This is a genomic window from Stenotrophomonas sp. YJH_SMC_123, from assembly GCF_059368215.1.
On the sequence record NZ_JCAFRM010000005.1, the window covers coordinates 287,586 to 312,825 of the forward strand.

Below are 25,240 nucleotides of genomic sequence, written 5' to 3' on the forward strand. Positions count from 1 at the left end.
ATGCGCCCTGCGGCGCGGTGGGCACACGATGCGCGTGCCGCCCGTAAAGGTGCGATGCCCGCGGCCGGTCCCGCGCGTAAAACCTGCGTAACCCTTCCTGTAGAGCCGAGCCTGCGCTCGGCCGCTCTGCGCCCCAGTCGGGCAACCTCGACGCTGCAAGGAACAAGCCGAGCGTGGGCTCGGCTCTACCGGATCGCGTCGCGGGAACCTCTCCCGCCTGGATGTGGTCTGATGCAGCTACCACCTACCCGGAGCCTGTCATGGATGCTGCTGCCCGTCCTCCCTTGTCCGAACGCGCGCTGGTCTGGCTGAAGAAGGAAGCATTGCCGCTGCTGGTGATGCTCGGCCTGCTCGCCGCCGCCCGCGATACCCTCGCCAACCACTACGTGGTGCCGAGTGGCTCGATGCAGCCGACCCTGCAGCCGGGCGACCGGGTGGTGGTGGACATGCGCGCCTACGGCCTGCGCCTGCCGTTCACCGGCAAGGAACTGATGGCCACCGGCGTCCCGCAGCGCGGTGAAGTGGCGGTGTTCGATTCACCGGCCGACGGCACCCGCCTGATCAAGCGCGTGGCGGCGGTGGCCGGTGACCACGTGCAGATGCGCGAGGGCCATCTGAGCATCAACGGCCAGCCGCTGCAGATCGCCGATCTGCAGGACGTGGAAGCCTTCGGCGAGCGCCGTGCCCGCCTCGACCTGGACATGGGCGGCGGTCCGGACATCGCCGATCTGGTGGTGCCGGCCGGCAAGGTGCTGGTGCTGGGTGACCACCGCGGCAACAGCTTCGACGGCCGCTTCTTCGGCTTCGTCGACGCCGACAAGGTCTACGGCCGTGCGGTGGCGGTGTACTACCGCCGCGGCGACGGTTTCGAGTGGCAGCGCCTGTAAGCTGAATTGATACTTCTTGGGTATCAATCCTGACTTATCAGGTTATGGATCGACTGGATCGACAGGCCTAGTCTGAGGCCCGTTCCCTCCATGCCCGGCCGCCCCACCGGCCCTTCGATCCCATGACTGGCGAAACCGCGGCGGCCGTCGAGCGCCGTCCCCCCACTGTCGATCCCATCGCCGAGACCCGCATCCAGCAGGGCACGCCGGCCTTCCGCCGCACCGCGCTGGCACTGTTCCTGGCCGGCTTCTCCACCTTCGGCCTGCTGTACACCGTGCAGCCGCTGCTGCCCGAGTTCAGCCGCCACTTCGGCGTGTCCGCCGCAGGCAGCGCGATGTCGTTGTCGCTGACCACCGGCACGCTGGCGGTGGCGATGCTGTTGGCCGGCCTGCTGTCCGATGCGGTCGGCCGTCGCCCGTTGATGATCGTTGCGCTGTTGGCGTCGGCCATGCTGTCGCTGAGCACGGCGCTGGTGGACGACTGGACCACGCTGCTGGTGCTGCGCACCCTGCTTGGCCTGGCGCTGAGCGGCGTGCCGGCAGTGGCGATGACCTACCTGGTCGAGGAGATGGACAGCCGCGCGCTGGGCCTGGCGATGGGCCTGTACATCGGCGGCAACGCCATCGGTGGCATGAGCGGGCGCCTGCTGGCCGGCATCATCGCCGATCACTGGGGCTGGCGCTGGGGCATCGGCGTGGTCTCGATCATCGCCGTGGCCAGCACCGTGCTGCTGTGGCTGCAGCTGCCGCCGTCGCGCCATTTCAGCGCGCGACGCGATGGCCTGCGCGAGTTGCCGTCGCGCTGGCGCACGCTGTTCGCCGACCGGGGCCTGCCGTGGCTGTTCGCCACCTCGTTCGTGCTGATGGGCGTGTTCGTCACCCTCTACAACTACCTGGGCTATCACTTGCTGGCGCCGCCGTACCACCTCAGCCAGACCGTGGTCGGGCTGATCTTCAGCGTGTACCTGGTGGGCACCTTCAGTTCGGCGTGGATGGGCCAGCAGGCTACGCGGTACGGGCGCGGCCGCATCCTGTCGATCTCGTTCGCGCTGATCGGCGCCGGCATCGCGCTGCTGGCGATGCCGTGGCTGAGCACGATGGCCCTGGGCATCGCGCTGGTGACCTTCGGCTTCTTCGGTGGCCACTCGGTGGCCAGCAGCTGGGTCGGCAGCCGTGCCGGTACGATGCGCGCGGAAGCGTCGGCGCTGTACCTGTTCGCCTACTACCTGGGCTCCAGCGTGCTGGGCGGGGTGGGTGGCCTAGCCTACGCGGCCTGGGACTGGCTGGGCGTGTGCGCGTTCGCTGCCGTGCTGACCCTGATCGGGGGCGGCATCGTCTGGGCGCTGCAGCAGCGCGCGCCGCAGCCGGTCACGGCCTGACGCCAGCCTCGCGTTCCGCACGGGCGCGGCGTTGCTCTGGTAGATGCCGACCTTGGTCGGCGCTCTGGCACGGCAGCCAACCAAGGTTGGCGTCTACCAAACCTAGGTGGGTGGCACTTCACCCTTCGGCGAACGCCCCGCGCAACAGCCCGGCGAAGTTGCGGATCAGCGGCGTCACCCCCTCGCGGTGCCATGCCAGCTGCACCTCCGAATGCGCACCGGCATCGGCCAGCGCCACGAAGCGCGCGCCTTCCACGCGGATGTGATCGCAGGACGAGGGCAGGATCGCCGCACCCAGGCCTGCAGCCGCAAGACTGATCAATGTCGATGCCTCACCGGCTTCCTGCACGATGCGCGGCGTGAACCCGGCGGCCGCGCACAGCGCGATCATGTGGTCATGGATGCCCGCGCCCGCGCTGCGGCGAAATGCCACGAACGGCTCCTGCGCGAAGTCGCGTAGCGACAACGTGCCCTGCTTCGACAGCCTGCGCAGGGCAGGGTGGTCGGCATGCACGATCAACGCCAGTGGATCGACGAACAGGCTGTGCGCCACCAGCTCCGGCGGCAATGCGCGCTTGCGGATGATGCCCACGTCCAGTGAACCGTCGAGCAGCGCATCGATCTGCTGCAGCGTGTTCATCTCGCTCAGCTGCAGCCGCACCTGTGGGTACTGCTGGCGGTAGCGCAGGATCGAACGCGGAATCTGCGGCGACAGCGGCGTGGCCCGGGTCAGGCCGATACGCAGTTCGCCCTGCTCGCCGCGCTGCGCGCGCTGTACCTCGTCCACCGCGGTTTCCACCTGCTGCACGATGGCCCGTGCGCGCTCCTGCAGCAGCTCACCCGCAGGCGTCAGCTGCACACGACGATGGCTGCGCACGAACAGGCGCGCCCCGATCAGGTCTTCCAGCTGGCGGATCTGCTGGCTGAGCGGCGGTTGCGACATGCCCAGCCGCTCCGCCGCCTGGCCGAAGTGCAGCGTATCGGCAACGGCGAGGAAGTAACGCAGGTGGCGGAGTTCGATGGACATGCGCCCAGTCTATGCATCGCCAGCCACAAATGGGGTCAGATCCGTTTTCCTGCGGAAAACGGATCTGACCCCGGTCACCCGTCATCCACGCATGGCGTGGATCTACCGTGTCGACCAAGGTCGACACCCACCAACAGCAGCGACCAACTGTCAGAGGCGGGGCGGTGTGGGTGGGCAGGACCGTTGGCGCCATGGATGGCGCCATCGAGCCCCCAAGGAGGGGTTTACGGCGTGTCCTGCCCACCCACACCGCCCCGCCATCTACGGAATGCCCGCTTTTGACGTTGCCGTTGACGTTGATTCGGCAGGTGCAGGGCGCAGCCCTGCCGAACACCCCTCACCGCTCCGAATGCCCGCTCTGGTCGTAATCGCGCGGACTGAACAACTCCGGCTGGATCAGCTCGATGAACGCGCGCGCCTGCGCCGACAGCGCCTTGCCCCGGCGCACGATCACCCCGTAACTGCGCTCGGGGAACCAGCGCTTCATCGACCGCGCCGCCAACCGCTCGCGGTCGGCCTCGTTCAGGCACAGCGCCGGCACGATGGAAATGCCCATGCCCATCGCCACGTACTGCTTGATCACCTCCCAGCCGCCCACTTCCAGTGCCACGGTGTAGGCGATGCGGTGGCGCTGGAATACCTGGTCAACCAGCCGGTAGGTGATCTGCCGCTTCGGCGGCAGCACCAGCGGATAGCGCGCGATGTCGGCCAGCTCCAGCTGGCCGCCACTGGCCAGCGGATGGTCGTGCGGCGCGATCAGTACCTGCTCGAAGCGGTAGGCCGGGGCGTAGGTCAGGTCGGCCGGTACATCGGTCATCGAACCGATCGCCAGGTCGGCGGCATCCTCGCGCAGCAGGTCGGTGCCATCGGCGCTGATCGCGTTGTGCAGGGTCAGGCGCACGTCCGGGTGGTGCAGGCGGAAGCGCTCGACGATCTTCGGCAGCAGGTACAGGATCGTCGAGCTGTTGGCGGCGATGTTCAGCTCGCCCGCATCCAGGCCGCGCACCTTGTCGCGGAAGCGCGCCTCCAGCCCGTCCAGGTTCTCCACCAGCGGCTGCGCCATCTCGTACAGCAGCTGGCCCTCGCGGCTGGGTACCAGGCGGCGCCCACTGCGCTCGAACAACGGCACCCCCAGTTCCCGTTCCAGGGCCTGCAACTGCAGGCTGATGGCCGGCTGGCTGACGAAAAGTGCCTCAGCCGCCCGTGAGACCGAGCCCAGGCGCACCGTCTGGCAGAACGCACGCAATGGCTTCAGCCGGTCGGATTTGTAGGAAAAACGCGGACTTGGCGGGGTGCGTGTGCTCATCTCATCACGAGTATTAGCACAACTTATGTAGAACATTGCAAAAACTGTTTTGCCAAATACTCCGGCCCAGCGGCACCGTGGAGACGTTCCCCCACCGCTGGAGTCGCCCCATGTCCGCCGTCGCTTCCGCTGTTCCCACCCCTGCCAGCAAGGCTACCCCCGGCATCGCCCTGGCGACCCGCGTGGCCGGCCAGGACACCGTGCTGCCGGCGCCGCTGCTGGCCCTGCTGGTGTCGCTGCACCGTGCGGTGGAACCGGGCCGGCAGGCACGGCTGCAGGCGCGCCGCGAGCGCCAGGCGTTCTTCGACCAGGGCGGCCTGCCGGACTTCCGCGAGGACACCGCTGCGATCCGTAGCGGCGACTGGCGCGTTGCGCCGCTGCCGGCCGCGCTGCAGGACCGCCGCGTCGAGATCACCGGCCCGACCGATCCGAAGATGGTCATCAACGCGCTGAACTCCGGCGCCAAGGTGTTCATGGCCGACTTCGAGGATTCGACCTCGCCGACCTGGCGCAACCTGCTGGCCGGGCAGCAGTCGCTGGCCGCCGCGGTGCGTGGCGATCTCGACTACACCGCCCCCAATGGCAAGCACTACACGCTGCGCCCGTATGACGAGCAGGCGGTGCTGATCGTGCGCCCGCGTGGCTGGCACCTGGACGAAAAGCACGTGCGCATCGATGGCCAGTTCATCGCCGGCGGCCTGTTCGACGCGGCGGTGTTCGCCTTCCACAACGCCCGCACCCTGCAGGCGAAGGACCGCGGCCCGTACTTCTACCTGCCCAAGCTGCAGAGCATGGAAGAGGCGGCGCTGTGGGAAACCGCGCTGTCGCACATCGAAGGCATGCTCGGCCTGCCGCACGGCCAGATCAAGGTAACCGTGCTGATCGAAACGCTGCCGGCGGTGTTCGAGATGGATGAGATCCTGCACGCGCTGCGTGACCGCATCGTCGGCCTGAACTGTGGGCGCTGGGACTACATCTTCTCGTACCTGAAGACCTTCCGGCGCCACGCCGACCGCGTGCTGCCCGAGCGCGGCCAGGTGACCATGACCCAGCCGTTCCTGAAGGCCTATTCGGAACTGCTGATCCAGACCTGCCATCGCCGTGGTGCACATGCGATGGGTGGCATGGCCGCGCAGATTCCGATCAACAACGATGCCGCCGCCAACGAACAGGCGATGGCCCGCGTGCGCGCTGACAAGCTGCGCGAAGTGACCGCCGGCCACGACGGCACCTGGGTCGCGCATCCGGCGCTGATTCCGGTGGCGATGGCGATCTTCGACGAACACATGCCCGGTGCGAACCAGCACAGCGTGCTGCGCCAGGATGTGTGCGTCGGCCGCGACGAACTGATCGCACGGCCGCCCGGCACCATCACCCGCGCCGGCTTCGAAGGCAACGTGGAAGTCTGCGTGCGCTACCTGGCGGCATGGCTGGATGGCAACGGCTGCGTGCCGATCCACCACCTGATGGAGGACGCGGCCACCGCCGAGATCAGCCGCAGCCAGTTGTGGCAGTGGCTGCATACGCCGGGCCAGCAGCTGGACGATGGCACCGCCATCGACCTGGCACTGCTGGATGCCACGCTGGCACAGCTGCCGGCACGGCTGGGTGACACCGCCACGCTGCCCGGTGGCGCACGCATCGGCGAGGCCATCGCCCTGCTCGGCGAACTGAGCCGCAGCGACGAACTGACCGATTTCCTGACCCTGCCGGCCTACGCGCGCATCGACTGATCGCCGCCCGCGTTTCCCGCCGTTTCCCTCCCCGCTGCACGCACGAACCGAACTGGAGAAAGACATGAGCAAGCTGCCCACTGCCGAACAGATCCAGCACGACTGGGATACCAACCCGCGCTGGGAAGGCATCCAGCGCAACTACAGTGCCGCCGACGTGGTGCGCCTGCGCGGCACCGTCCACATCGAGCATTCGCTGGCCCGCCTGGGTGCGGAGAAGCTGTGGGCATCGCTGCATGAGCGCGAGTTCGTCAACGCGCTGGGTGCATTGACCGGCAACCAGGCCATGCAGCAGGTCAAGGCGGGCCTGAAGGCGATCTACCTGTCCGGTTGGCAGGTGGCGGCCGACGCCAACCTGGCCGGGCAGATGTATCCGGACCAGTCGCTGTACCCGGCCGATTCGGTGCCGGCAGTGGTCAAGCGCATCAACAACACGCTGCTGCGCGCCGACCAGCTGCACCACGCCGAAGGCAAGGACGACATCGACTTCCTGCAGCCGATCGTCGCCGATGCGGAGGCCGGTTTCGGCGGCGTGCTCAATGCGTTCGAACTGATGAAGGCGATGATCGAGGCCGGTGCCGCCGGCGTGCATTTCGAAGACCAGCTGGCGTCGGTGAAGAAGTGCGGGCACATGGGCGGCAAGGTGCTGGTGCCGACCCGCGAGGCGATCGAGAAGCTCAATGCCGCGCGCCTGGCCGCCGATGTGCTGGGTGTGCCGACCCTGCTGGTGGCGCGCACCGATGCCGAAGCGGCTGATCTGCTGACCAGCGACATCGACGGCAACGACAAGCCGTTCACCACCGGCGAGCGCACCGTCGAAGGCTTCTACAAGACCCGCAACGGCCTGGACCAGGCGATCAGCCGTGGCCTGGCCTACGCGCCCTACGCCGACCTGGTGTGGTGCGAGACCGGCAAGCCGGACCTGGAATTCGCACGCAAGTTCGCCGAGGCGATCCATGCGAAGTTCCCGGGCAAGCTGCTGGCCTACAACTGCTCGCCCAGCTTCAACTGGAAGAAGAACCTGGACGACGCCACCATTGCGAAGTTCCAGCGCGAACTGGGCAGCTACGGCTACAAGTTCCAGTTCATCACCCTGGCCGGGTTCCATGCGTTGAACTACGGCATGTTCAACCTGGCCCACGGCTACGCACGCCGCCAGATGAGCGCGTTCGTCGAGTTGCAGGAAGCCGAGTTCGAAGCGGCCGAGCGCGGCTTCACTGCGGTCAAGCACCAGCGCGAGGTCGGTACCGGCTACTTCGATGCGGTGACCCAGGCGATCCAGCAGGGCCAGTCGTCGACCACCGCGCTGACCGGCTCGACCGAGGAAGAACAGTTCCATGGCGGGCGCAGCGAACGCGCGGCGTGATGCGGCGCGCCGCGTGATCCGGTGGTGCCGGCCGCTGGCCGGCAACCCATCGATGTTTCCGAAGCCCATGCAGTTGCCGGCCAGCGGCCGGCACTACCGGGCTCCGGGTGATCAGGGTGGCCAGGGAAGGGCCAGACAACGCCGGCCGGTCGGGGGACCTGCCGGCGTTGTTGTATCGATGCAAGGGCGCAGCACGCGCGGAGCGTCAATCAGGCGCACCCCGGTGCCGGCAACTTGGCCGAAACCCTGTGAAACCCGGCATCGGATTGATCCAGCAGGAGTTTTGCCCGGACACCCGTGACCAGAACGGGCCATCACCGATCTTCACATCAATCAAGATCGGCAGAAGGGTCAAAATGAGATAGGGCGCACACTTTAAAGCGGTGCTATGCTCCGCGGCTCACCAGGGGACGCTGGCGGCGGGTGCAGGGAATGACCGGCAGGGGTGCGGCCGAGAACAGTGATGTGACGACAGGTATCGCCCGGGTGGCGATGGCCGAGATCGTGCACGCTCTGTTGTCCGATGCCGAGGTGGCATTGTTCGCCAGATTCGCCCGCGCATGCAAGCTCCGTGCCGGACAGTGGCTGTTCCAGCGTGGCCACCGCGGCGAGCGCATGTATGTGATCCTCGAAGGCCAGATCGAACTGGACTTCGGCGAGGACCTAGTGATCAAGACGCTCGGGCAGCACGAGTTCTTCGGAGAACTGGGCCTGTTGGTCGGCGACCACCTGCGCAGCGCCAGTGCGCGCGCGCTGGTCGACTGCGATGTGCTGGAGCTGGGCCCGGCCGATTTCCATCGGCTGGTCGAATCCGATCCCGGCCTGGTGGCCTATTTCCTGCGCCGCACGATCATGCGCGTGCTGGCCAACGAACAGGCACTGATCGCACAGCTGCGCCGGCGCAACCACGATCTGGAAACCGCGCTGGACAATCTGTACATCACTACCCATCAGTTGACCCACACCCGTGAGCTGGTGCGTACCGATGAACTGACCGGGCTGCACAACCGGCGAGGCCTCACCCTGTACCTGCAGGAGTGCCGCGAGCGGGCCGAGGGGCCGCCGCAGGCGCTGCTGCTGATCGATTGCGACCGCTTCAAGCAGATCAACGACCGCCACGGCCACCAGGCCGGCGACCGCGTGCTGCAGAGCATGGGCAACATCCTGCGCTCGATGGCCGGCGAGCAGGACCTGGCCTGCCGGCTTGGTGGCGATGAGTTCTGCCTGATCCTGCGCCGTGGCAACCGCGAGATCGTGCAGCACGCGGCCGAGTTCATCATCAGTGCGGTGCATGGTCTGCTCGAGCGCAGCCATGGCACGCCGCATGTGAGCCTGGTCAGCATCGGCGCCTGCCTGCTGGCGCCCGAGGCAGGCTGGAGCGAGTGGTATGCCTGCGCGGATCGTGCGCTGTACCAGGCCAAGCGCGATGGCGGCAACTGCCTGCGCTGGGCGGATGATCCGGACGGCCAATAGGGAGAGGCAGGCGATGAATGGCGACAACGGAACGTCAGCCCCGCATAGCCCACAGCTGCGCGCCCTGCTGTTCACCGATCTGTGTGATTCGCTGCAGCTGGTCGAGCGGATCGGCGATGTGGCGGCGGCAAGCCTGTTCCAGGAACACGATCGCCTGGTACTGGTGCTGCAGCAGCGCTGGAACGGCCAGCTGATCGATCGCTCCGATGGCTTGTTCATGCTGTTCGAGCGCGTCGTCGACGCACTGGGCTTCGCCCTGGACTACCAGCGCGAACTGCACGCGCTGGGCCAGCAGCGCGCGATTGAACTGCGCGCGCGCGCCGGCCTGCACGTGGGCGACGTGCTGACCTGGGAGAACAGTGCCGAGGCGGTCCGTGCCGGTGCCAAGTCGATGGAGGTGGAAGGCCTGGCCAAGCCGATGGCGGCGCGCCTGATGATGCTGGCCCGCCCCGGCCAGATCCTGCTGTCGGCGGTGGCCGAATCGCTGACCCGCCGTGCCACCGATGCACTGGGCGAGCGTGGCACGCGCCTGCTGTGGAAATCGCACGGGCGCTGGCGCTTCAAGGGCGTGCCGGTGGTGCAGGAAGTGATCGAAGTGGGCGAGATCGGTTCGGCGCCGCTGCGCATGCCGCGCGCCAACGCCAAGGCGCGCCGCGACCTGCCGCTGTGGCGGCAACCGCTGGTGCTGGCCGCCGAAGGCCTGATCCTTGCCGCCGCCGTGCTGGGCGGCTGGCTGCTGCTGCGGTCGGAGCCGGCCATTGCCTTCGCCGAACGTGACTGGGTGGTGCTTGGCGATGTCGACAACCTCACCGGCGATCCGATCTTCGATGACTCGATGCGGCACGCGATCCGGATCGCGCTGGAACAGTCGCGCTACGTGAACGTGCTGTCGGAAGGCAAGATCCGCGAAAGCCTGGAAATGGCGCGGCTCTCGGGCGATACCCGGCTCAACCGCGATACCGCGGTCGATGTGGCGGTGCGGGAGGGCGCGCGCGCGGTGCTGCTGCCGACCGTGCGGCAGAAGATCGGTGGCTACGAGCTGGCCATCGATGTTGCCGCACCGGGCAGTGGCCAGGTGATCCAGACCTTCACCGCCACCGCCGATCGATCCGACCAGATGGTGTTCGCCGTGGACGACGTGGTCGGTCGCCTGCGTCGCGGACTGGGCGAGTCGGTGGCCAGCCTGGAGCAATCCCTGCCGCTGCCGCGCGCCTCGACCCAGGACCTGCGCGCACTGCGCGCGTTCGCGCTGGCCGAGAGCGCACTGGGTCAGCGTCGCTTCGAAGAAGCCCGCAACCTCTACCAGGCCGCGATCGACATCGATCCCGGTTTTGCCCTGGCCTACATGGGCGTGGCCAAGCTGCATGCGCGCACCGCGCAGGTCGCGGACGCGCGTGACGCGCTGGAGCACGCGCTGGCCCAGCAGCAGCGCCTGCCCGCGCGTGAGCGCCTGTACCTGAAGGGCTGGCAGGCCGAACTGGAACCCGGTGGCTGGCCGCTGGAACAGTGGCGTGCACTGGCCAAGATCTATCCGGATTCGTTTGCTGGGCTGTCCAATACCTCCTGGGGGTTGCTGCAGGACAATCGCTTCACCGAGGCCGAGCCCTATGCGCGCGCCGCGACGGTGCCTCAGGACCCGTTGCGGCTGTATCCGACCATCCATCTGGCGCGGGCACAGCTGGGCCTCGGCCAGCCGCAGCAGGCAATGCGCACCTTGCGCCAGGCACGGATGCTGCGCGGCAATGACGAGGCCGACGACCTGGATGTGGACGTGCTGGTTGCGCAGGGCCTGGATGCACAGGCGCAGCAGCTGTTGATGCGGTTGCCGCGGGGAGACGACCTGCAACAGCGCATGCGCCTGCGGGCCCACCTGCTGGTGGCTGCGGAGCAGCGTGATTGCAGCAGTTTGCATGCCGCGATTGCTGCGGACGGTCCAGCACCGGATCTGATCGACTACCAGATCCATCAACGCCTGCAGCACGCCACCGTGACCACGCTGTGCACGGCCGGCGATGCGAAGGAGCTTGAATCCATTGCCGCCGTGCTGCGGCCGCTGCTGCGGAACAACGACGACTCCGCCGTGGGCAGCCGCAGCCTGCAGCTGCTGGCCCTGACTTATCTGGCCCAGCGCCAGGGCCAGCATGCGCTGGCCGCAGAGTGGCTGCGCGACCATGGCGAACTGCTGGAGCGGCAGCGCAGCCCTGTGGTGGGCAAGTGGCGTCGGGTTGTGTTGGCGATGGCCGAACTGGCGCAGCAGCGTCCGCGGGCGGCACGCCATCTGCTCGAGCCCACCTTTGATGGCAGCGAACCTGTGCAGGCCCACGTTGTGCTGCTGCAGGCACTGCGTGCCGAGCAGGACACTGCCGGCGTGCGTCGCGAGCAGGCCTGGCTGGCCCGGCACCACGGCCAGGCCATTGCCGAGGTGGCGTCCATGCAGGTCTGGCAACCCCTGAATGTGCACGACATCGCCACCGAGGCGACGTCGGTGCGAGTGTCGCGCTGATGCGGACTCAGGCGTTGACGCGCTCGTCGATGCGGTCGGCTTCGAAGCAGAACACCACGGTCATCGAGGCGGTCGAGGTACTCAGGTACGCATGCAGCGAATCACGGGTGCGGCTCAGCTCCTCGACCGAGGCCAGGGTGCCGATCTTCATGCAGTCGTTTTCGCCAACGGCACCGTCCAGCCCGATCGAGGCCAGGGCCTTGGCCGGCGAAGCGGTGAAGTGGCTGCGGAACGCTTCGCTGCCGATCAGGTGGTCCAGCAGGGTGCTGGCGTCGGCGGCGGAAAGGCGGGGATGGCTCATGGGGATTGTCCGTAGGTGGAGCTACTCGTATCGGCCGCGACAGCCCGCCATTGAGGGCCGCGCTGTGCACGTCGCTAAAGTTGGCCGCGCTGCGGTCGTTGCTGCTATGCCGGCTGTGCGGCACAAGGAAGGAAACCGATGCGCCTGCGCCGCTGCGCCAGCCTGATGTTCGAGCCTCGCGAGGCGGTCACCCTGGACCTGCGCGCGATGCTGGCCGGCCACGCCGAGATGGACAGCCAGATCAGCTGGGTGGCGCTGGCCGCCCACCTGGACCAGCCACTGCCGGTGGACGCCGAGGAGCGCCAGCTGCTGGGCGGGCTCAGCGCGCACCGCTGGAGCGAACCGCCCGCCGATGCCTGCCCGGCCATGCTGGCCCGCCTGGTCGAACAGGGCCTGCTGTTGACCGACCCACCGAGCGAGGTGGGGCACCAGATGCGCGACGAGGCGCTGCGGCGCAGCCAGTGGTGGCCATTGGCTGCGCTGGCCCATCGCCATGCGCGCTGGCAGGCCGTGGACAGCGTGGAGGACATGCGCCGGCAGGGGTTGGACACCGCGGCCGGCCTGCGCCAGCGCCTGGGGCCGCCACCGCCGGTGGTGCAGCCGATGCAGGGCGACTACCAGCCGCTGCCGCGCAGCGAAGAGGCCGCGTTCGATGCACTGCTGGCGCGTCGCACCACCTGCCGCAATTTCGACCCGCAGCGCGCGTTGCCGCTGCCACTGCTGGCCCAGGTGCTGCAGCGGACGTTGATGGCGCACGCGGTGCAGAAGGTCGAGCGCGATACCGAGTTCCTGAAGAAGAACGTGCCTTCCGGTGGCGGCCTGCATCCCACCGAGGGCTTCCTGCTGGTGCAGAACGTGGAAGGACTGGCACCGGGCTTGTACCACTATCATCCGGTGCAGCACGCCGTGCTGCCGCTGCCCTCGCCACCGCCGCAGGCGTTGCCTGCGATGGCGCGGCGGATGCTGTCCGGGCAGGCGTGGTTCGCCGATGCGCCAGCGCTGCTGGTACTGGCACCGCGTTATGACCGCTGCTTCTGGAAGTATCGCAACCATGCCAAGGCGCACCGTGCGGTGACGCTGGACGTGGGCCACATTTCGCAGTTGCTGTACCTGTGCGCCACCGAGCGCGGGCTGGCAGCATTCGTGACAGCGGCGATCAACGATGCCGATGTCGATCGTGCTTTTGGGTTCGATGGCATCGGCCAGAGCGCGATGGCCATCTGTGGCCTGGGCTGGCGCAGTGCCACGCTGGACACGGCCGAATTCGATCCGGCCGGGCGGGTGGCGACGGGCGACGACCGCTGAGCGGCCGTCGCCCCGGCGATCAGGTCGCCTCGAAGTCCACCAGCACCGCGCCGTCGCCGACCTGGTCGCCGGCCTTGGCACGGTAACCCTTCACCGTGCCATCGGCCGGTGCCTGCAGGGTGTGCTCCATCTTCATCGCTTCCAGCACCACCAGCGGCGTGCCGCGCTTGACCTCGGTACCGGCCGCGACCAGCGTGGCCACGATCCTGCCCGGCATGGGTGCCAGCAGGCTGCCGGCGTCGGCCACGGCGTGGTCCGATTCACCCACTGGATCATGCAGGGTGAAGCGGTGCTGGCCGTCGGCGCCGAACAGGTACAGCTGGTTACCGTCGCGCAGCAGCTGCAGCGACCCGCGGCGCTCGCCCAGCTGCACCGTCAGTCCGTGCACATCGGCCGTGCCGATCACCCGCACCGGTGCAGCGTCATCGCACTGCACGCGCCAGCCATCGGCCTGCGCCCACACCTTCAGCGTGTGCTTGCGTTCGCCCTGCTGCAGCGGCACTACGCGCGGCGCGGACGCACCGAGGCGCCAGCCATCCTGTGACCGCCACGGCGAATGCGGATCGCGCACGTCGGTGCTGGCGGGCGCCGTGCTTGCCACCGCAGCCACGGCGGCCAGCAGCCACAGGTCCGCACCCGCGTCGCCCACGGCACTCAATGCCGCCTGTTCGCGTTCGATCAGCGCCGTATCCAGCCTGGCGTGCGCGAACGAATCGGTATTCACCAGGCGGCGCAGGAAGCCGGCGTTGGTGGTCACGCCCACCACCTGGCAGTCGGCCAGGGCCTGGCTCATGCGGCGCAGCGCGGCGTCGCGGTCCACGTCCCAGACGATCAGCTTGGCGATCATCGGATCGTAGTACGGGGTGATGCTGTCACCTTCCTCCACGCCGGTATCGACGCGCACGTTGGCCGACGCTGCCGGCAGGCGCAGGCGGCGCAGGGTGCCGGTGGAGGGCAGGAAGCCACGGTCGGCATCCTCGGCGTACAGCCGCGCTTCGATCGCGTGGCCATGGATGGCCAGCTGGTCCTGGCGCAGCGGCAGCGGTTGGCCCGAAGCCACGCGCAGCTGCCACTCCACCAGGTCGGTGCCGGTGATGTATTCGGTGACCGGGTGCTCGACCTGCAGGCGGGTGTTCATTTCCATGAAGTAGAAATCGCCGTCCGGGCCGGCGATGAATTCCACCGTGCCCGCACCCTCATAGCCCACTGCGCGTGCGGCATCGACCGCGGCCTTGCCCATTGCAGCACGACGTTCGGGGCTCATGCCCGGCGCGGGTGCTTCTTCCAGCACCTTCTGGTGGCGGCGCTGCACCGAGCAGTCGCGCTCGAACAGGTAGACCGCCTCACCGTGGCTGTCGCCGAACACCTGGATCTCGATATGGCGCGGGCGCTCGACGTACTTCTCGACCAGCACGTGGTCGTTGCCGAACGCCGAGGCCGCCTCGCGCTGGCAGCTGGCCAGCGCATCGACGAAGTCCTCGCTGCGTTCGACCTTGCGCATGCCCTTGCCACCGCCACCGGCGCTGGCCTTGATCAGCACCGGGTAGCCGATGCCATCGGCCTGCGCGCGCAGGAAGTCCGGCGCCTGCTGGTCACCGTGGTAACCCGGCGTCAGCGGCACACCGGCCTTGGCCATCAGCGCCTTGGCCGCGCTCTTGTCACCCATCGCTCGGATCGCGCTGGGCGGTGGCCCGATGAAGGTGATGCCGGCGGCGGCGCAGGCATCGGCGAAGTCGGCATTCTCGGACAGGAAGCCGTAACCGGGGTGGATGGCCTGTGCGCCGGTAGTGCGCGCGGCATCAAGCAGGGCATCGCCACGCAGGTAGCTCTCGCGTGCGGCGGCCGGGCCGATGTGGACGGCTTCGTCGGCCAGGCGCACATGGCGTGCGTTGCGGTCGGCATCGGAATACACCGCCACGGTGGCGATGCCGAGGCGGCGGCAGGTGGCGATGACGCGGCAGGCGATCTCGCCGCGGTTGGCGATCAGGACTTTGCTGAACATGGCAACGTGCTTCATAGGAGCGTGCTCGGTCATGGCACGGGTCACATGCGGAACACGCCGAAGCGCGTCTGCTGCGGGGCGGCGTTGAGGCTGGCCGACAGCGCCAGCGCCAGCACCTGGCGGGTGTCGGCCGGATCGATCACGCCGTCGTCCCACAGGCGCGCGCTGGCGTAGTACGGGTGGCCCTGCTGTTCGAACTGGTCGCGGATCGGTGCCTTGAAGGCATCCTCTTCCGCCGCCGGCCACTGGCCGCCCTTGGCTTCAATGCCATCGCGCTTGACCGTGGCCAGCACACTGGCGGCCTGCTCGCCGCCCATCACGCCGATGCGCGCGTTCGGCCACATCCACAGGAAGTTCGGCGAGTACGCACGGCCGCACATGCCGTAGTTGCCGGCACCGAACGAGCCGCCGATCACCACGGTGAACTTGGGCACCCTGGCACAGGCCACCGCCATCACCAGCTTGGCGCCGTCCTTGGCGATGCCGCCCTGTTCGTACTTGCGGCCGACCATGAAGCCGGTGATGTTCTGCAGGAACACCAGCGGGATGTTGCGCTGGGTGCACAGCTCGATGAAGTGCGCGCCCTTCAGGGCCGACTCGGAGAACAGGATCCCGTTGTTGGCGATGATGCCGATCGGGTAGCCGTTCAGATGGGCGAAACCGGTCACCAGCGTTGCGCCGTAGCGCGGCTTGAACTCGTCGAAGCGCGAGCCATCCACCAGCCGCGCGATCACTTCGCGAACGTCGTAGGGCTTGCGCGTATCGGCCGGGATCACGCCATACAGCTCATGGGCCGGCAGCAATGGCGCTTCAGGGGGCCGCACCGCCATCGCCGGTTCCGGCTTGCGCCAGTTGAGCTGGGCGATGATCGCGCGCACCCGTGCCAGTGCCTGCAGATCGTTGTCGGCCATGTGGTCGGCCACGCCGGAGATGCGGGTGTGCACGTCGGCGCCACCCAGTTCCTCGGCCGTGACCACTTCACCGGTGGCCGCCTTCACCAGCGGCGGGCCACCGAGGAAGATCGTGCCCTGCTCGCGCACGATCACGGTCTCGTCGCTCATCGCCGGCACATAGGCGCCACCGGCGGTGCAGCTGCCCATCACGCAGGCGATCTGCGGAATGCCCTGCGCCGACAGGTTGGCCTGGTTGTAGAAGATGCGGCCGAAATGGTCGCGGTCGGGGAAGACTTCGTCCTGCAGCGGCAGGAACGCGCCACCGGAATCGACCAGGTAGATGCACGGCAGGTGGTTCTGCTCGGCGATCTCCTGCGCGCGCAGGTGCTTCTTCACCGTCATCGGGTAATAGGTGCCGCCCTTGACCGTGGCGTCGTTGGCCACGATCACGCATTCCACGCCGCTCACCCGGCCGATGCCGGCCACCACGCCCGCGGCGGGCACGGCGTCTTCATACATGCCGTGCGCGGCCAACGGCGCGATTTCCAGGAAGGCGCTGCCGGGGTCGAGCAGGGCGTCGATGCGGTCGCGCACCAGCAGCTTGCCGCGCGCGGTGTGCTTGGCGCGTACCGCCTCACTGCCACCCAGCGCGGTGCGCGCGAGGGTGGCATGCAGGTCGTCGACTACGGCCTGCATGGCCGCGCGGTTGCTTTCAAACGTTTCGCTGCCCGGTTGCAGCTGGCTGTTCAGGACGGTCATCGCGGTGGCCTTACAGGGTGCGCTGGAACAGTTCGCGGCCGATCAGCATGCGGCGGATCTCCGAGGTGCCGGCGCCGATTTCATACAGCTTGGCGTCGCGCCACAAGCGGCCGGTCGGGTATTCGTTGATGTAGCCATTGCCGCCGAGGATCTGGATCGCCTGGCCGGTCAGCCAGGTGGCCTTCTCGGCGGCGTACAGGATCGCACCGGCGGCGTCCTGGCGGGTGGTGCGGCCCTGGTCGCAGGCGCGCGCCACGGCATAGACATACGCGCGGCAGGCACCCAGGCCCACGTACATGTCGGCGATCTTGGCCTGGATCAGCTGGAAGCTGCCGATCGGTTCGCCGAACTGGTGGCGCTCGTGCACATAGGGCATGACCACGTCCATGGCCGCGGCCATCAGGCCCAGCGGGCCACCGGACAGCACCACGCGCTCGTAGTCCAGGCCGGACATCAGTACGCGCACGCCACCGCCGACCTGGCCCAGCACGTTCTCTTCGGGAATCTCGCAGTCCTGGAACACCAGCTCGCAGGTGGGCGAGGAGCGCATGCCGAGCTTGTCCAGCTTCTGCGCGGTGGAGAAGCCCTTCATGCCCTTCTCGACCAGGAACGCGGTGATGCCCTTGGCACCGGCCTCCATGTCGGTCTTGGCGTAGACCACCAGCACGTCGGCATCCGGGCCGTTGGTGATCCACATCTTGTTGCCGTTGAGCACGTAGCGGTCGCCGCGCTTGTCGGCGCGCAGCTTCATCGACACCACATCCGAACCGGCACCCGGTTCGCTCATCGCCAGCGCGCCGACCAGGCTGCCGTTGCACAGGCCGGGCAGGAAGCGCTGCTTCTGTTCTTCGTTGCCGTTCTTGCGCAGCTGGTTCACGCACAGGTTGGAGTGCGCGCCATAGGACAGGCCGATGCCGCCGGAGGCGCGCGAGATTTCTTCCATCGCCACCACGTGGGCCAGGTAGCCCATGCCGGTACCACCGTATTCTTCTTCCACGGTGAGGCCGAGCAGGCCCTGTTCGCCCAGCTTCGGCCACAGGGCCAGGGGGAACTGGTTGCTGGCATCAGCCTCGGCGGCCAGCGGTGCGACCTCGGCGGCGGCAAAATGGGCCACGCTCTGGCGCAGCAGGTCGATGTCTTCGCCAAGATCGAAGTTCAGGGATGGCACGTGCATTGTGGTGGCTCCACGGCGGGATGGCAGGGAATGGACGCACCCGGCGGGGGAGCGGGCGGCGGTCGGCAGGACCGCCACCCGCACGGGCGATGGCCCAGCGTAGCGGGGTTCGGATAAGAAGTGAATACGAATTCAAAAATTGAAACTAGAATCAGAACATGGCCTATAAACGCTCTGCATTGATGGAAGAACGCCTGGCGGGCGCCCGTGAACGGATCCTGCTGGCCACCCGCGAGCTGGTCGCCACCGGCGGCTGGCGCAACGCCCCGGTGACCGCCGTGGCGACCCAGGCGGGGGTGTCCACCGGCCTGATCTATCGCCACTTCCCGTCCAAGGCCGAGCTGTTCGTGGAGGTGCTCAACGCCGCGGTGGCCCACGAGGTCGCGATCATGGAGCGCATCGCCAGCGGTCCGGAGGTGGCCAGCGAGCGCCTGCGGCTGGCAATCACCGCCTTCGTCCGCCGCGCCCTGGCCGGGCCGGGGCTGGCGCACGCCTTCATCGTCGAACCGGTCGATCCGGACGTGGAGGCCGAGCGCATGCGCGGACGTCGCGCGTTCGGCGACGTGTTCCTGCGGCTGGTGGAGGAAGGCGTGGCCGCCGGTGAGCTGCCGGCACAGGACGCGCATGTGGCCGCCGCGTGCCTGGTCGGCGCCTTCACCGAAGCGATGGTCGGCCCGACCGCGCCCAGCCGCGAAGCGCACCGCGACGAAGACGCGCTGGTGGATGCGATCTGCAGCTTCTGCCTGCGCGCGATCGGTGCCCCGGTAATCCGGTAGCGCCGGCCGCTGGCCGGCTTCTGTTGCTGGGGTCAGATCCCTTTTGCGGCGCAAAAGGGATCTGACCCCATCCCCGACCCCAGCCCCCGGCATGTTGCGCCGCACCAGCAGTGACGCCTGTTGTCGCACGCAAGGCGCGTTCTATACTCGGTCCATCACGCAGTCGCTCAGCCGTGGTCCAACGACTATCAGCCAGGGGTAACGAAGAGTGCGGAATTACGATCTGGAGTTCCTGAAACGCTTCTCCATGGTGATCGCGCTGCTGGCGACCATCACCCTCGGCCTCATCCTCCTTGCCGCCTACATCCACACCCGGATTCCGCCCGAGGTGTCGCCCACTGCGGCCAAGCGCACCGAACAGCGCATTTCGCCCACCGGCGCGGTCTATGCCGGCAGCACCGGCGCCGCCGCGCAGGCCGCGGCCAAGGCCGCCGCGCTGGCCAAGGCGGCGTCGCAGGTGGCCTACGGCGGCACCAAGGATGGCAAGGTGATCTTCGACAACCTGTGCACCGCCTGCCACACCAATGGCGTGGGCATGGCGCCGACGCTGGACCATTCGCATTGGGACAAACGCATCGCGCAGGGCAAGGACACCCTCTACAAGCACGCCATCGAGGGCTATACCGGCCCCGACGGCGGCATCATGCCGCCCAAGGGCGGCAACCCGGCGCTGACCGAAGAACAGATCCACGCCACCGTGGACTGGATGCTGGGCAACCTGAAGTAACCGCCGCAACGCGCCGCTTCCTGTAGAGCCGAGCCCGCGCTCGGCTGCTCTCCGCGCGGTGTGGCCAGGTGCAGCCGAGCATGGGCTCGGCTCTACGATCCCCCGGCTTTGCCCACCGAGGCCTGATCGCTCATATGCCCCCGCTGCGCAGGCGGGGTTTCGCATTTCAGGGTTAGTCTGTGCGCCTCTTCCATGGAGTCGCCCGTTGATGCGCCGCCGTTCCCTCGCCCTTGCCCTGTCCCTGCTGCTGCCGGCCGGCGCCTTTGCCCAGGCCCAGCCGCAGGCCACGCCGGTCGCGTCGCCCTCCGTCGCGCGCGGCAGCGCCACTGTGGTGCTGACCGCCGCGCCGGCCGACTGGCGCGCGCTGGATGGGCAGCGCGTGCGCATCGCCGCGCCGCTTACCCTGGCCGGTACCGATGGCCTGCAGCACTTCGGCCAGCTCACGGTGGCGTTCGATGGCCGCCTCTGGCAGCCGACCGAAGTGGCCGCGCCGGGCACTGCCGGCTATGAGCAGGTGATGGCCGACAACCAGCGCCGCCGCCTGGTGCTGGAGGATGGCAGCGATGCCCGCGACCCCGCCAGCGTGCCCTACCTGCCGGGCAACCCGGTGCTGCGCACCGGCATGCAACTGCGCAATGTGGAGGGCATCGTGCGCGTGGACGCGCAGGGCCATCCGCGCCTGCAGGTCGAAGGCGCGCTGAAGCTGCCGGAACTGAAGCGCCCGGCAGTACCCACGGTGCCGGGAAGCCTGCACGTGGCCGCCTTCAACCTGGAGAATTTCTTCAATGGTGACGGCCAGGGCGGTGGCTTCCCGACGCTGCGCGGCGCGCGCACGCTGGACGAGCACAAGGCGCAGCTCGCCAAGCTGGTCACCACGGTCAATGCGTTGGGCGCCGATGTCGCTGCGCTGATGGAACTGGAGAACGACGGCTACGGCCCGCAGTCGGCCATCGCCGAACTGGTCGATGCGCTCAACCGCGACCGCGGCGCGCAGGGCGACTGGCGCTTCGTCGACGCCGGCAACGGCCCCGGCGACAACCCGATCCGGGTCGGGATCATCTACCGAAGCACGCGCCTGCAGCCGGTCGGCAAGCCGGCCACGCTGACCGGCGGCCCGTTCGTCGAGCACAGCCGCGTACCGTTGGCGCAGGCCTTCCAGGGCAAGCAGGGCGCGCCGTTCGTGGTGGTTGCCAACCATTTCAAATCGAAGGGTTGCCGTGACGCGGCCGGTGCCGACGCCGATCGCAACGACAATCAGGGCTGCTGGAACGCCACCCGTGTGACGTCGGCGCAGCAGCTGCACGCCTGGCTGCAGACCGATCCGACCGGTACCGGCGCCAGGGACGCGGTGCTGCTGGGTGACTTCAACGCCTACGCGATGGAAGACCCGATCCGCGCCCTGCATGACCTGGGCTGGCAGGACGCGTTCAAGGTTGCCAAGGTCGAGCATCCCTACAGCTACGTCTACAACGGCTACACCGGCCGCCTCGACCACGCCCTGCTGAACCCGGGCATGGCCAGGCGCCTGCGCGGTGCCGCCGAATGGCACAGCAACGCCGACGAGCAGGACGCCAGCGGCTACCAGGGCCGCAACGTGCAGGGCCCGTGGCGCAGCTCCGACCACGACCCGCTGCTGCTGGGCTTCGACAAGTAACGCGCCAGGCCGGGGTCGGATCCCATTCCCACGGAATGGGCTCTGACCCAAGGCATCGCGGGGTCTGAGGCGTAGGGGTCAGAGCCCATTCCGTGGGAATGGGATCCGACCCCGGGTATCGCTCACCCCCAGGCGATCATCCCGATCGCCAGCACCGCCAGCGCCAGTCCCGCGCGGTTCCACTTCGTGGTGGCCTCGCCGAAGACGAACATGCCTACCAGCGCGCCCAGCACCACCACGCCGATGTTCATGCCGGCGAACACGGTGGCCGGGCTCTCTGGCATCGCCTGGTGCGCATGCACATAGAACAGGATGTTGCCGCCATTGAGCAGGCCCAGCAGTGCACCCGCGCCGAGGTTGCGCCAGGCCAGTCGGCTGCGGCCACTGACATGCCGCCACAGCTGCATTGCCAGCATCAGCACGAAGGCGACGCTGAAACTGGCCAGCACCGCCGCCATCGACGGCGTGCCGGACAGCGCCACCTGCTTGAGCAGCACGTCCACCACTGCGAATCCGGCCCATACGCCCAGCAGCCAGCCCCAGCCGCCGGGTGAGGACGCCACCGCCGGGCCGCGCGGGCGCAGACTGATGGCCACCATCGCCAGCAGGCCCAGGCCCAGGCCGGCCAGTTTCCAGGGCGTTGCGGTCTGGCCGAAGCACAGGAAGGCGGCGGCCAGGGAAAGCAGCAACGACAGCCGCTGCGCCACGTCGCTGCGGACGATGCCGGCCACCGCCACCGCGCGGCCCAGTACCAGGAAGATCGAGGGCAGCACCACCGCCAGCGCCAGCAGTGACAGCCACGGCGCATGCGGCGCGCGCAGCGCATCCAGCGGTGGCTGCAGCACCACGGCGGTGAGCGTTGCCGCCACCAGATAGTTCCAGGTGACCATCTGCGCAACATCCAGCTGGCGGCGTGCGGCCACCTTCAACAACACCGAAACCAGCACACTGCAGATCACGGCCAGTGACAGATAGAGCATGGGGCGGGCACAGGGCAGGGGCGGGGGACGGTATCATGGTGCCATGCACAAGCCCTTGTTCCCCGTCGCCCCCGGCGAAACCGCCTGCCTCGAACTGGACGGCCCGGCCGGCCCGCTGGAAGTGGTCGTCGACCTGCCCAAGGCCGATGTGCCGGTGCAGCCGATCGTGGCCATCGTCTGCCATCCGCTGTCCACCGAAGGTGGCACCCTGCACAACAAGGTGGTCACCATGACCGCCTCCACCCTGCGCGAGCTGGGCATCGCCACGGTGCGCTTCAACTTCCGCAGCGTGGGTGGTTCGGCTGGCACCTTCGATGGCGGCGTGGGCGAGCAGGATGACCTGAAGGCCGTCGCGGCCTGGGTGCGCAGCCAGCGCCCGGATGACCGCCTGTGGCTGGCCGGTTTCAGCTTCGGTGCGTTCGTGTCGCTGAAGGCCGCCGCCACGCTGCAGCCGGAAGCGCTGATCTCGATCGCGCCGCCGGCCGGTCGCTGGGATTTCGACGGCATCGCGCCGCCGGCGCGCTGGCTGGTGATCCAGGGCGAGCAGGACGAGATCGTCGACCCGCAGGCCGTCTACCAGTGGCTGGACACGCTGGACGCCCCGCATGAGCTGGTACGCATGCCCGAGACCAGCCACTTCTTCCACCGCAAGCTGATCGACCTGCGCGGCGCGCTGACCCACGGCGTCAAGCACTGGCTGGGCGCGGCGGCATGAGTGCACCCGAGCTGACCCCGTCGCAGCGGTATGCGGAAGGGGTTGCCCGTGGCGACTGGCAGAACGATCCGGCCCAGCATGCGGCGCTGGCCGAGCTGGACCGCATCCACCTGGGCCTGCTGGACAGTGCCGAGGATGGCTGGCTGGACCGCCTGTCTTCGTTCTGGAAGAAGCCCGAGCCGATCAAGGGCCTGTACTTCTGGGGCGGCGTCGGCCGTGGCAAGACCTTCCTGGTCGACCTGTTCTACGACGGGCTGCCGATCAAGCAGAAGTACCGCACCCATTTCCACCGCTTCATGCGCAGCGTCCATGAGCGCCTGCGCGAGCACCAGGGCCAGAGCGACCCGCTGGCGAAGATCGCCCAGGAATGGCGCAGCAACCTGCGCGTGCTGGTGCTGGACGAGTTCTTCGTCACCGACATCGGCGATGCGATGCTGCTGGCGCGGCTGCTCGAGCGCCTGTTCGCCGAGGGCGTGACCCTGGTCACCACCTCCAACACCGCAGTGGAGAACCTGTACCTCAACGGCCTGCAGCGCGAGAGCTTCCTGCCGGCCATCGGCCTGCTGCAGCGCTTCTGCGTCGAGCTGTACGCCGAAGGTACCGAGGATTACCGGATGCGCGCGCTGACCCGCTCGCCGGTGTACCGCGCACCGCTGGCGGCCGACAGCGACGACTGGCTGGCCACGCGCTGGAACGAGCTGAGCGGCGGCCAGCCGGCCAAGCCCGGCAACATCGAGATCGAGGGCCGCAAGATCCCGGTGCGTGGCCGCGGCAAGAGCATTGCCTGGTTCGATTTCGCCGCGCTGTGCGAAGGCCCGCGCGGGCCCTCGGATTACATCGAGATCGCGCACGAGTTCAACACGGTGCTGCTGGGCGGCATTCCCGCCTTCGACCGCTTGAATGAGGATGCCGCGCGCCGCTTCGTCAACCTGATCGACGAGCTGTACGACCGCCACGTCAACCTGGTCTGCACCGCCAGCACCTCGCCGATCGAGCTGTACACCGGCCAGCGCCTGCAGGGCGCGTTCGAACGCACCGCCTCGCGCCTGATCGAGATGCAGAGCGCCGAGTACCTGGGTACCCCGCACCGGGCGTGAGGGCGGTTTACTGTAGAGCCGAGCCCACGCTCGGCTGCTTCTGGATGATGTGCCGAAAGGGAGCCGAGCATGGGCTCGGCTCTACAGCAGCGCCGCGCAGCTATCGGGAAGGCGCCACCGCATTCCCACGCGGCCGCTCATCCGGCCCGGCCGACACCTGCAGGCCCGAGCCATCGCCGTGCTCCACCCGAACGCTCTCGCTGCGCTCCAGCAGCCGCAGCGGTTGGCCTTGGTAGCGCACTTCCAGCGCGTCATGGGTGTCGGCCAGCGACTGCACCAGCGGGCACAGCGACTGTGCTTGGGCCTCGATGCGTTCGGCGCGGCCTTCCAGCTGCTGTTCCATCTGCGCGTCCAGACGGTCGGCGCGTGCCTCCATCGCATCGCTGCGTCCGGTGAAGATCTGCCACAGCATGCTGCGGGCGATGGAGGCGGACAGCGACTCGGCCATGTCCTGCACCTTGGCCTCGAAGCCTGGCCCGAACACAGCCTGTTCCCAGTAGCCCTTGCCCAGCGTGCCGCCGATCCAGTCATCGGCCTGCCGGCGCAGGCGCCGGACCTTGCGGCTGTTGGCGGTACCGGTGAGGCTTTCATAGACCCCGTCGAGCACGTCGAAGCTCAGTCCGCTCACTTCATGGGCCAGCGCCGTGGCGGCCGGCATCAGCTGCCGTGCCCCGGCCTCCATCTGCCGAAGGCGGGCCGCGTCGGCCTCGCTGACCGGCACGACCGTGTCGTCCAGGCTCAGCACGCCATCGTGGAACACCACCTCGTGCGGTGCCTGCGGGCCATGCCGCAGCCAGATGCCACCGCTGTCCACCAGCACGTCATAGTCGGTGTGGATACCGCACTGGTCCGCGCGCAGCTTCGGGGTGTCAGCGGCAATTGCAGGTACGGTGACCACAGCAGCCAACAGGGCCAAGGCGGGTGCTGACAGGCGCATGGTGGAGTCCTTTCCGGTCATTGCAGGACCCCAGCATCCCGCGTTCGGCAGGCGCCGTCACCCGCCGAAAGTCACTGCGCGATGGCGATTCGCCCGGCCATACCGGCTTTCCCACCGGCTGCCCACCACCTATCCACAGGGTTGTCCCTAGCCAGTTTCATCACTGTCATGTGAAGCTGTCATTGTTCCGTTTTCGCGGTGCGTTGTGCCACCGCAATGACGCCTTTCGGACTTGACTGCGCAGCC

The 25,240-nt window shown here is 68.2% G+C and carries 20 protein-coding genes; 12 read left to right on the top strand and 8 right to left on the bottom strand.

From position 1 onward, the window contains the following. Positions 1 to 260: 260 nt before the first annotated feature. Positions 261 to 887 (top strand): signal peptidase I, encoded by a 627-nt coding sequence (gene lepB, locus AC5P5W_RS13795; RefSeq protein ID WP_014645559.1) that lies wholly within the window; start codon positions 261 to 263, stop codon positions 885 to 887. Between the two features lie 122 nt (positions 888 to 1,009). Further along, entirely contained in the window at positions 1,010 to 2,266 is a 1,257-nt protein-coding gene (locus tag AC5P5W_RS13800; RefSeq protein ID WP_180834778.1) for an MFS transporter, read from the top strand. 118 nt (positions 2,267 to 2,384) lie between these two features. Here the strand turns inward: AC5P5W_RS13800 and AC5P5W_RS13805 are convergent, their stop codons facing one another. Both AC5P5W_RS13805 and AC5P5W_RS13810 read right to left on the bottom strand, forming a co-directional pair. Beyond that, on the bottom strand, positions 2,385 to 3,293 hold the full coding sequence (locus AC5P5W_RS13805) for a LysR family transcriptional regulator (RefSeq protein ID WP_014645561.1): 909 nt from the start codon (positions 3,291 to 3,293) through the stop codon (positions 2,385 to 2,387). A 337-nt stretch (positions 3,294 to 3,630) separates the two neighbouring features. Then, entirely contained in the window at positions 3,631 to 4,599 is a 969-nt protein-coding gene (locus AC5P5W_RS13810; protein ID WP_197575457.1) for a LysR substrate-binding domain-containing protein, read from the bottom strand. A 110-nt stretch (positions 4,600 to 4,709) separates the two neighbouring features. Here AC5P5W_RS13810 and aceB point away from each other — a divergent pair, with 110 nt between their 5' ends. From aceB to AC5P5W_RS13830, 4 genes are all read left to right on the top strand, one after another. Next, positions 4,710 to 6,332 (top strand): malate synthase A, encoded by a 1,623-nt coding sequence (aceB, locus tag AC5P5W_RS13815; RefSeq protein ID WP_049404592.1) that lies wholly within the window; start codon positions 4,710 to 4,712, stop codon positions 6,330 to 6,332. A 64-nt stretch (positions 6,333 to 6,396) separates the two neighbouring features. Next, entirely contained in the window at positions 6,397 to 7,698 is a 1,302-nt protein-coding gene (aceA, locus tag AC5P5W_RS13820; protein WP_019661879.1) for an isocitrate lyase, read from the top strand. A gap of 432 nt (positions 7,699 to 8,130) precedes the next feature. Continuing rightward, a complete protein-coding gene (locus tag AC5P5W_RS13825) occupies positions 8,131 to 9,171 on the top strand; it encodes a GGDEF domain-containing protein (protein ID WP_046427986.1) in 1,041 nt (346 codons plus the stop codon). A gap of 13 nt (positions 9,172 to 9,184) precedes the next feature. Beyond that, the gene (locus AC5P5W_RS13830; protein WP_046427990.1) at positions 9,185 to 11,674 is read left to right on the top strand and encodes a putative peptide modification system cyclase; all 2,490 of its coding nucleotides are present in this window, start codon (positions 9,185 to 9,187) and stop codon (positions 11,672 to 11,674) included. Between the two features lie 7 nt (positions 11,675 to 11,681). Here AC5P5W_RS13830 and AC5P5W_RS13835 read toward each other — a convergent pair whose 3' ends face one another. Next, on the bottom strand, positions 11,682 to 11,975 hold the full coding sequence (locus AC5P5W_RS13835; RefSeq protein ID WP_014645567.1) for an NHLP-related RiPP peptide: 294 nt from the start codon (positions 11,973 to 11,975) through the stop codon (positions 11,682 to 11,684). A 138-nt stretch (positions 11,976 to 12,113) separates the two neighbouring features. On the opposite strand from AC5P5W_RS13835, the gene AC5P5W_RS13840 reads away from it, so the two are divergent. Further along, a complete protein-coding gene (locus AC5P5W_RS13840; protein ID WP_046427993.1) occupies positions 12,114 to 13,280 on the top strand; it encodes a putative peptide maturation dehydrogenase in 1,167 nt (388 codons plus the stop codon). Between the two features lie 19 nt (positions 13,281 to 13,299). Here the strand turns inward: AC5P5W_RS13840 and AC5P5W_RS13845 are convergent, their stop codons facing one another. The 3 genes from AC5P5W_RS13845 to AC5P5W_RS13855 are packed head-to-tail and all read right to left on the bottom strand — an operon-like array spanning position 13,300 to position 18,108. Continuing rightward, a complete protein-coding gene (locus tag AC5P5W_RS13845) occupies positions 13,300 to 15,315 on the bottom strand; it encodes an acetyl/propionyl/methylcrotonyl-CoA carboxylase subunit alpha (protein ID WP_495221220.1) in 2,016 nt (671 codons plus the stop codon). Between the two features lie 8 nt (positions 15,316 to 15,323). Beyond that, positions 15,324 to 16,934 carry a carboxyl transferase domain-containing protein gene (locus AC5P5W_RS13850; protein WP_197575415.1) on the bottom strand — a complete coding sequence of 537 codons (1,611 nt, stop codon included), beginning with the start codon at positions 16,932 to 16,934 and terminating at the stop codon, positions 15,324 to 15,326. Between the two features lie 10 nt (positions 16,935 to 16,944). After that, on the bottom strand, positions 16,945 to 18,108 hold the full coding sequence (locus AC5P5W_RS13855; RefSeq protein WP_014645571.1) for an isovaleryl-CoA dehydrogenase: 1,164 nt from the start codon (positions 18,106 to 18,108) through the stop codon (positions 16,945 to 16,947). 158 nt (positions 18,109 to 18,266) lie between these two features. Here AC5P5W_RS13855 and AC5P5W_RS13860 point away from each other — a divergent pair, with 158 nt between their 5' ends. The 3 genes from AC5P5W_RS13860 (at position 18,267) to AC5P5W_RS13870 (ending at position 21,265) form a co-directional block, all read left to right on the top strand. After that, positions 18,267 to 18,884, top strand: coding sequence for a TetR/AcrR family transcriptional regulator (locus AC5P5W_RS13860; RefSeq protein ID WP_014645572.1), 618 nt, complete (start codon positions 18,267 to 18,269; stop codon positions 18,882 to 18,884). A 208-nt stretch (positions 18,885 to 19,092) separates the two neighbouring features. Next, positions 19,093 to 19,611, top strand: a complete 519-nt coding sequence (locus AC5P5W_RS13865) for a c-type cytochrome (protein ID WP_014035592.1) — start codon at positions 19,093 to 19,095, stop codon at positions 19,609 to 19,611. 208 nt (positions 19,612 to 19,819) lie between these two features. Continuing rightward, the gene (locus tag AC5P5W_RS13870) at positions 19,820 to 21,265 is read left to right on the top strand and encodes an ExeM/NucH family extracellular endonuclease (protein WP_197574390.1); all 1,446 of its coding nucleotides are present in this window, start codon (positions 19,820 to 19,822) and stop codon (positions 21,263 to 21,265) included. A gap of 122 nt (positions 21,266 to 21,387) precedes the next feature. Here the strand turns inward: AC5P5W_RS13870 and AC5P5W_RS13875 are convergent, their stop codons facing one another. Next, on the bottom strand, positions 21,388 to 22,245 hold the full coding sequence (locus tag AC5P5W_RS13875; RefSeq protein ID WP_046428023.1) for a membrane protein: 858 nt from the start codon (positions 22,243 to 22,245) through the stop codon (positions 21,388 to 21,390). 43 nt (positions 22,246 to 22,288) lie between these two features. Between AC5P5W_RS13875 and AC5P5W_RS13880 the strand changes: the two genes are divergently transcribed. After that, complete coding sequence (locus tag AC5P5W_RS13880; RefSeq protein ID WP_014645576.1) at positions 22,289 to 22,960, top strand: alpha/beta hydrolase; 672 nt, start codon at positions 22,289 to 22,291, stop codon at positions 22,958 to 22,960. Continuing rightward, positions 22,957 to 24,057, top strand: a complete 1,101-nt coding sequence (gene zapE / locus AC5P5W_RS13885) for a cell division protein ZapE (protein WP_049441797.1) — start codon at positions 22,957 to 22,959, stop codon at positions 24,055 to 24,057. Before AC5P5W_RS13880 ends, zapE begins: the two co-directional genes overlap by 4 nt. 100 nt (positions 24,058 to 24,157) lie before the next feature. On the opposite strand, the gene AC5P5W_RS13890 is transcribed toward zapE, so the two are convergent. Further along, complete coding sequence (locus tag AC5P5W_RS13890; RefSeq protein ID WP_032956617.1) at positions 24,158 to 24,994, bottom strand: DUF2884 family protein; 837 nt, start codon at positions 24,992 to 24,994, stop codon at positions 24,158 to 24,160. Between the last annotated feature and the right edge of the window lie 246 nt (positions 24,995 to 25,240).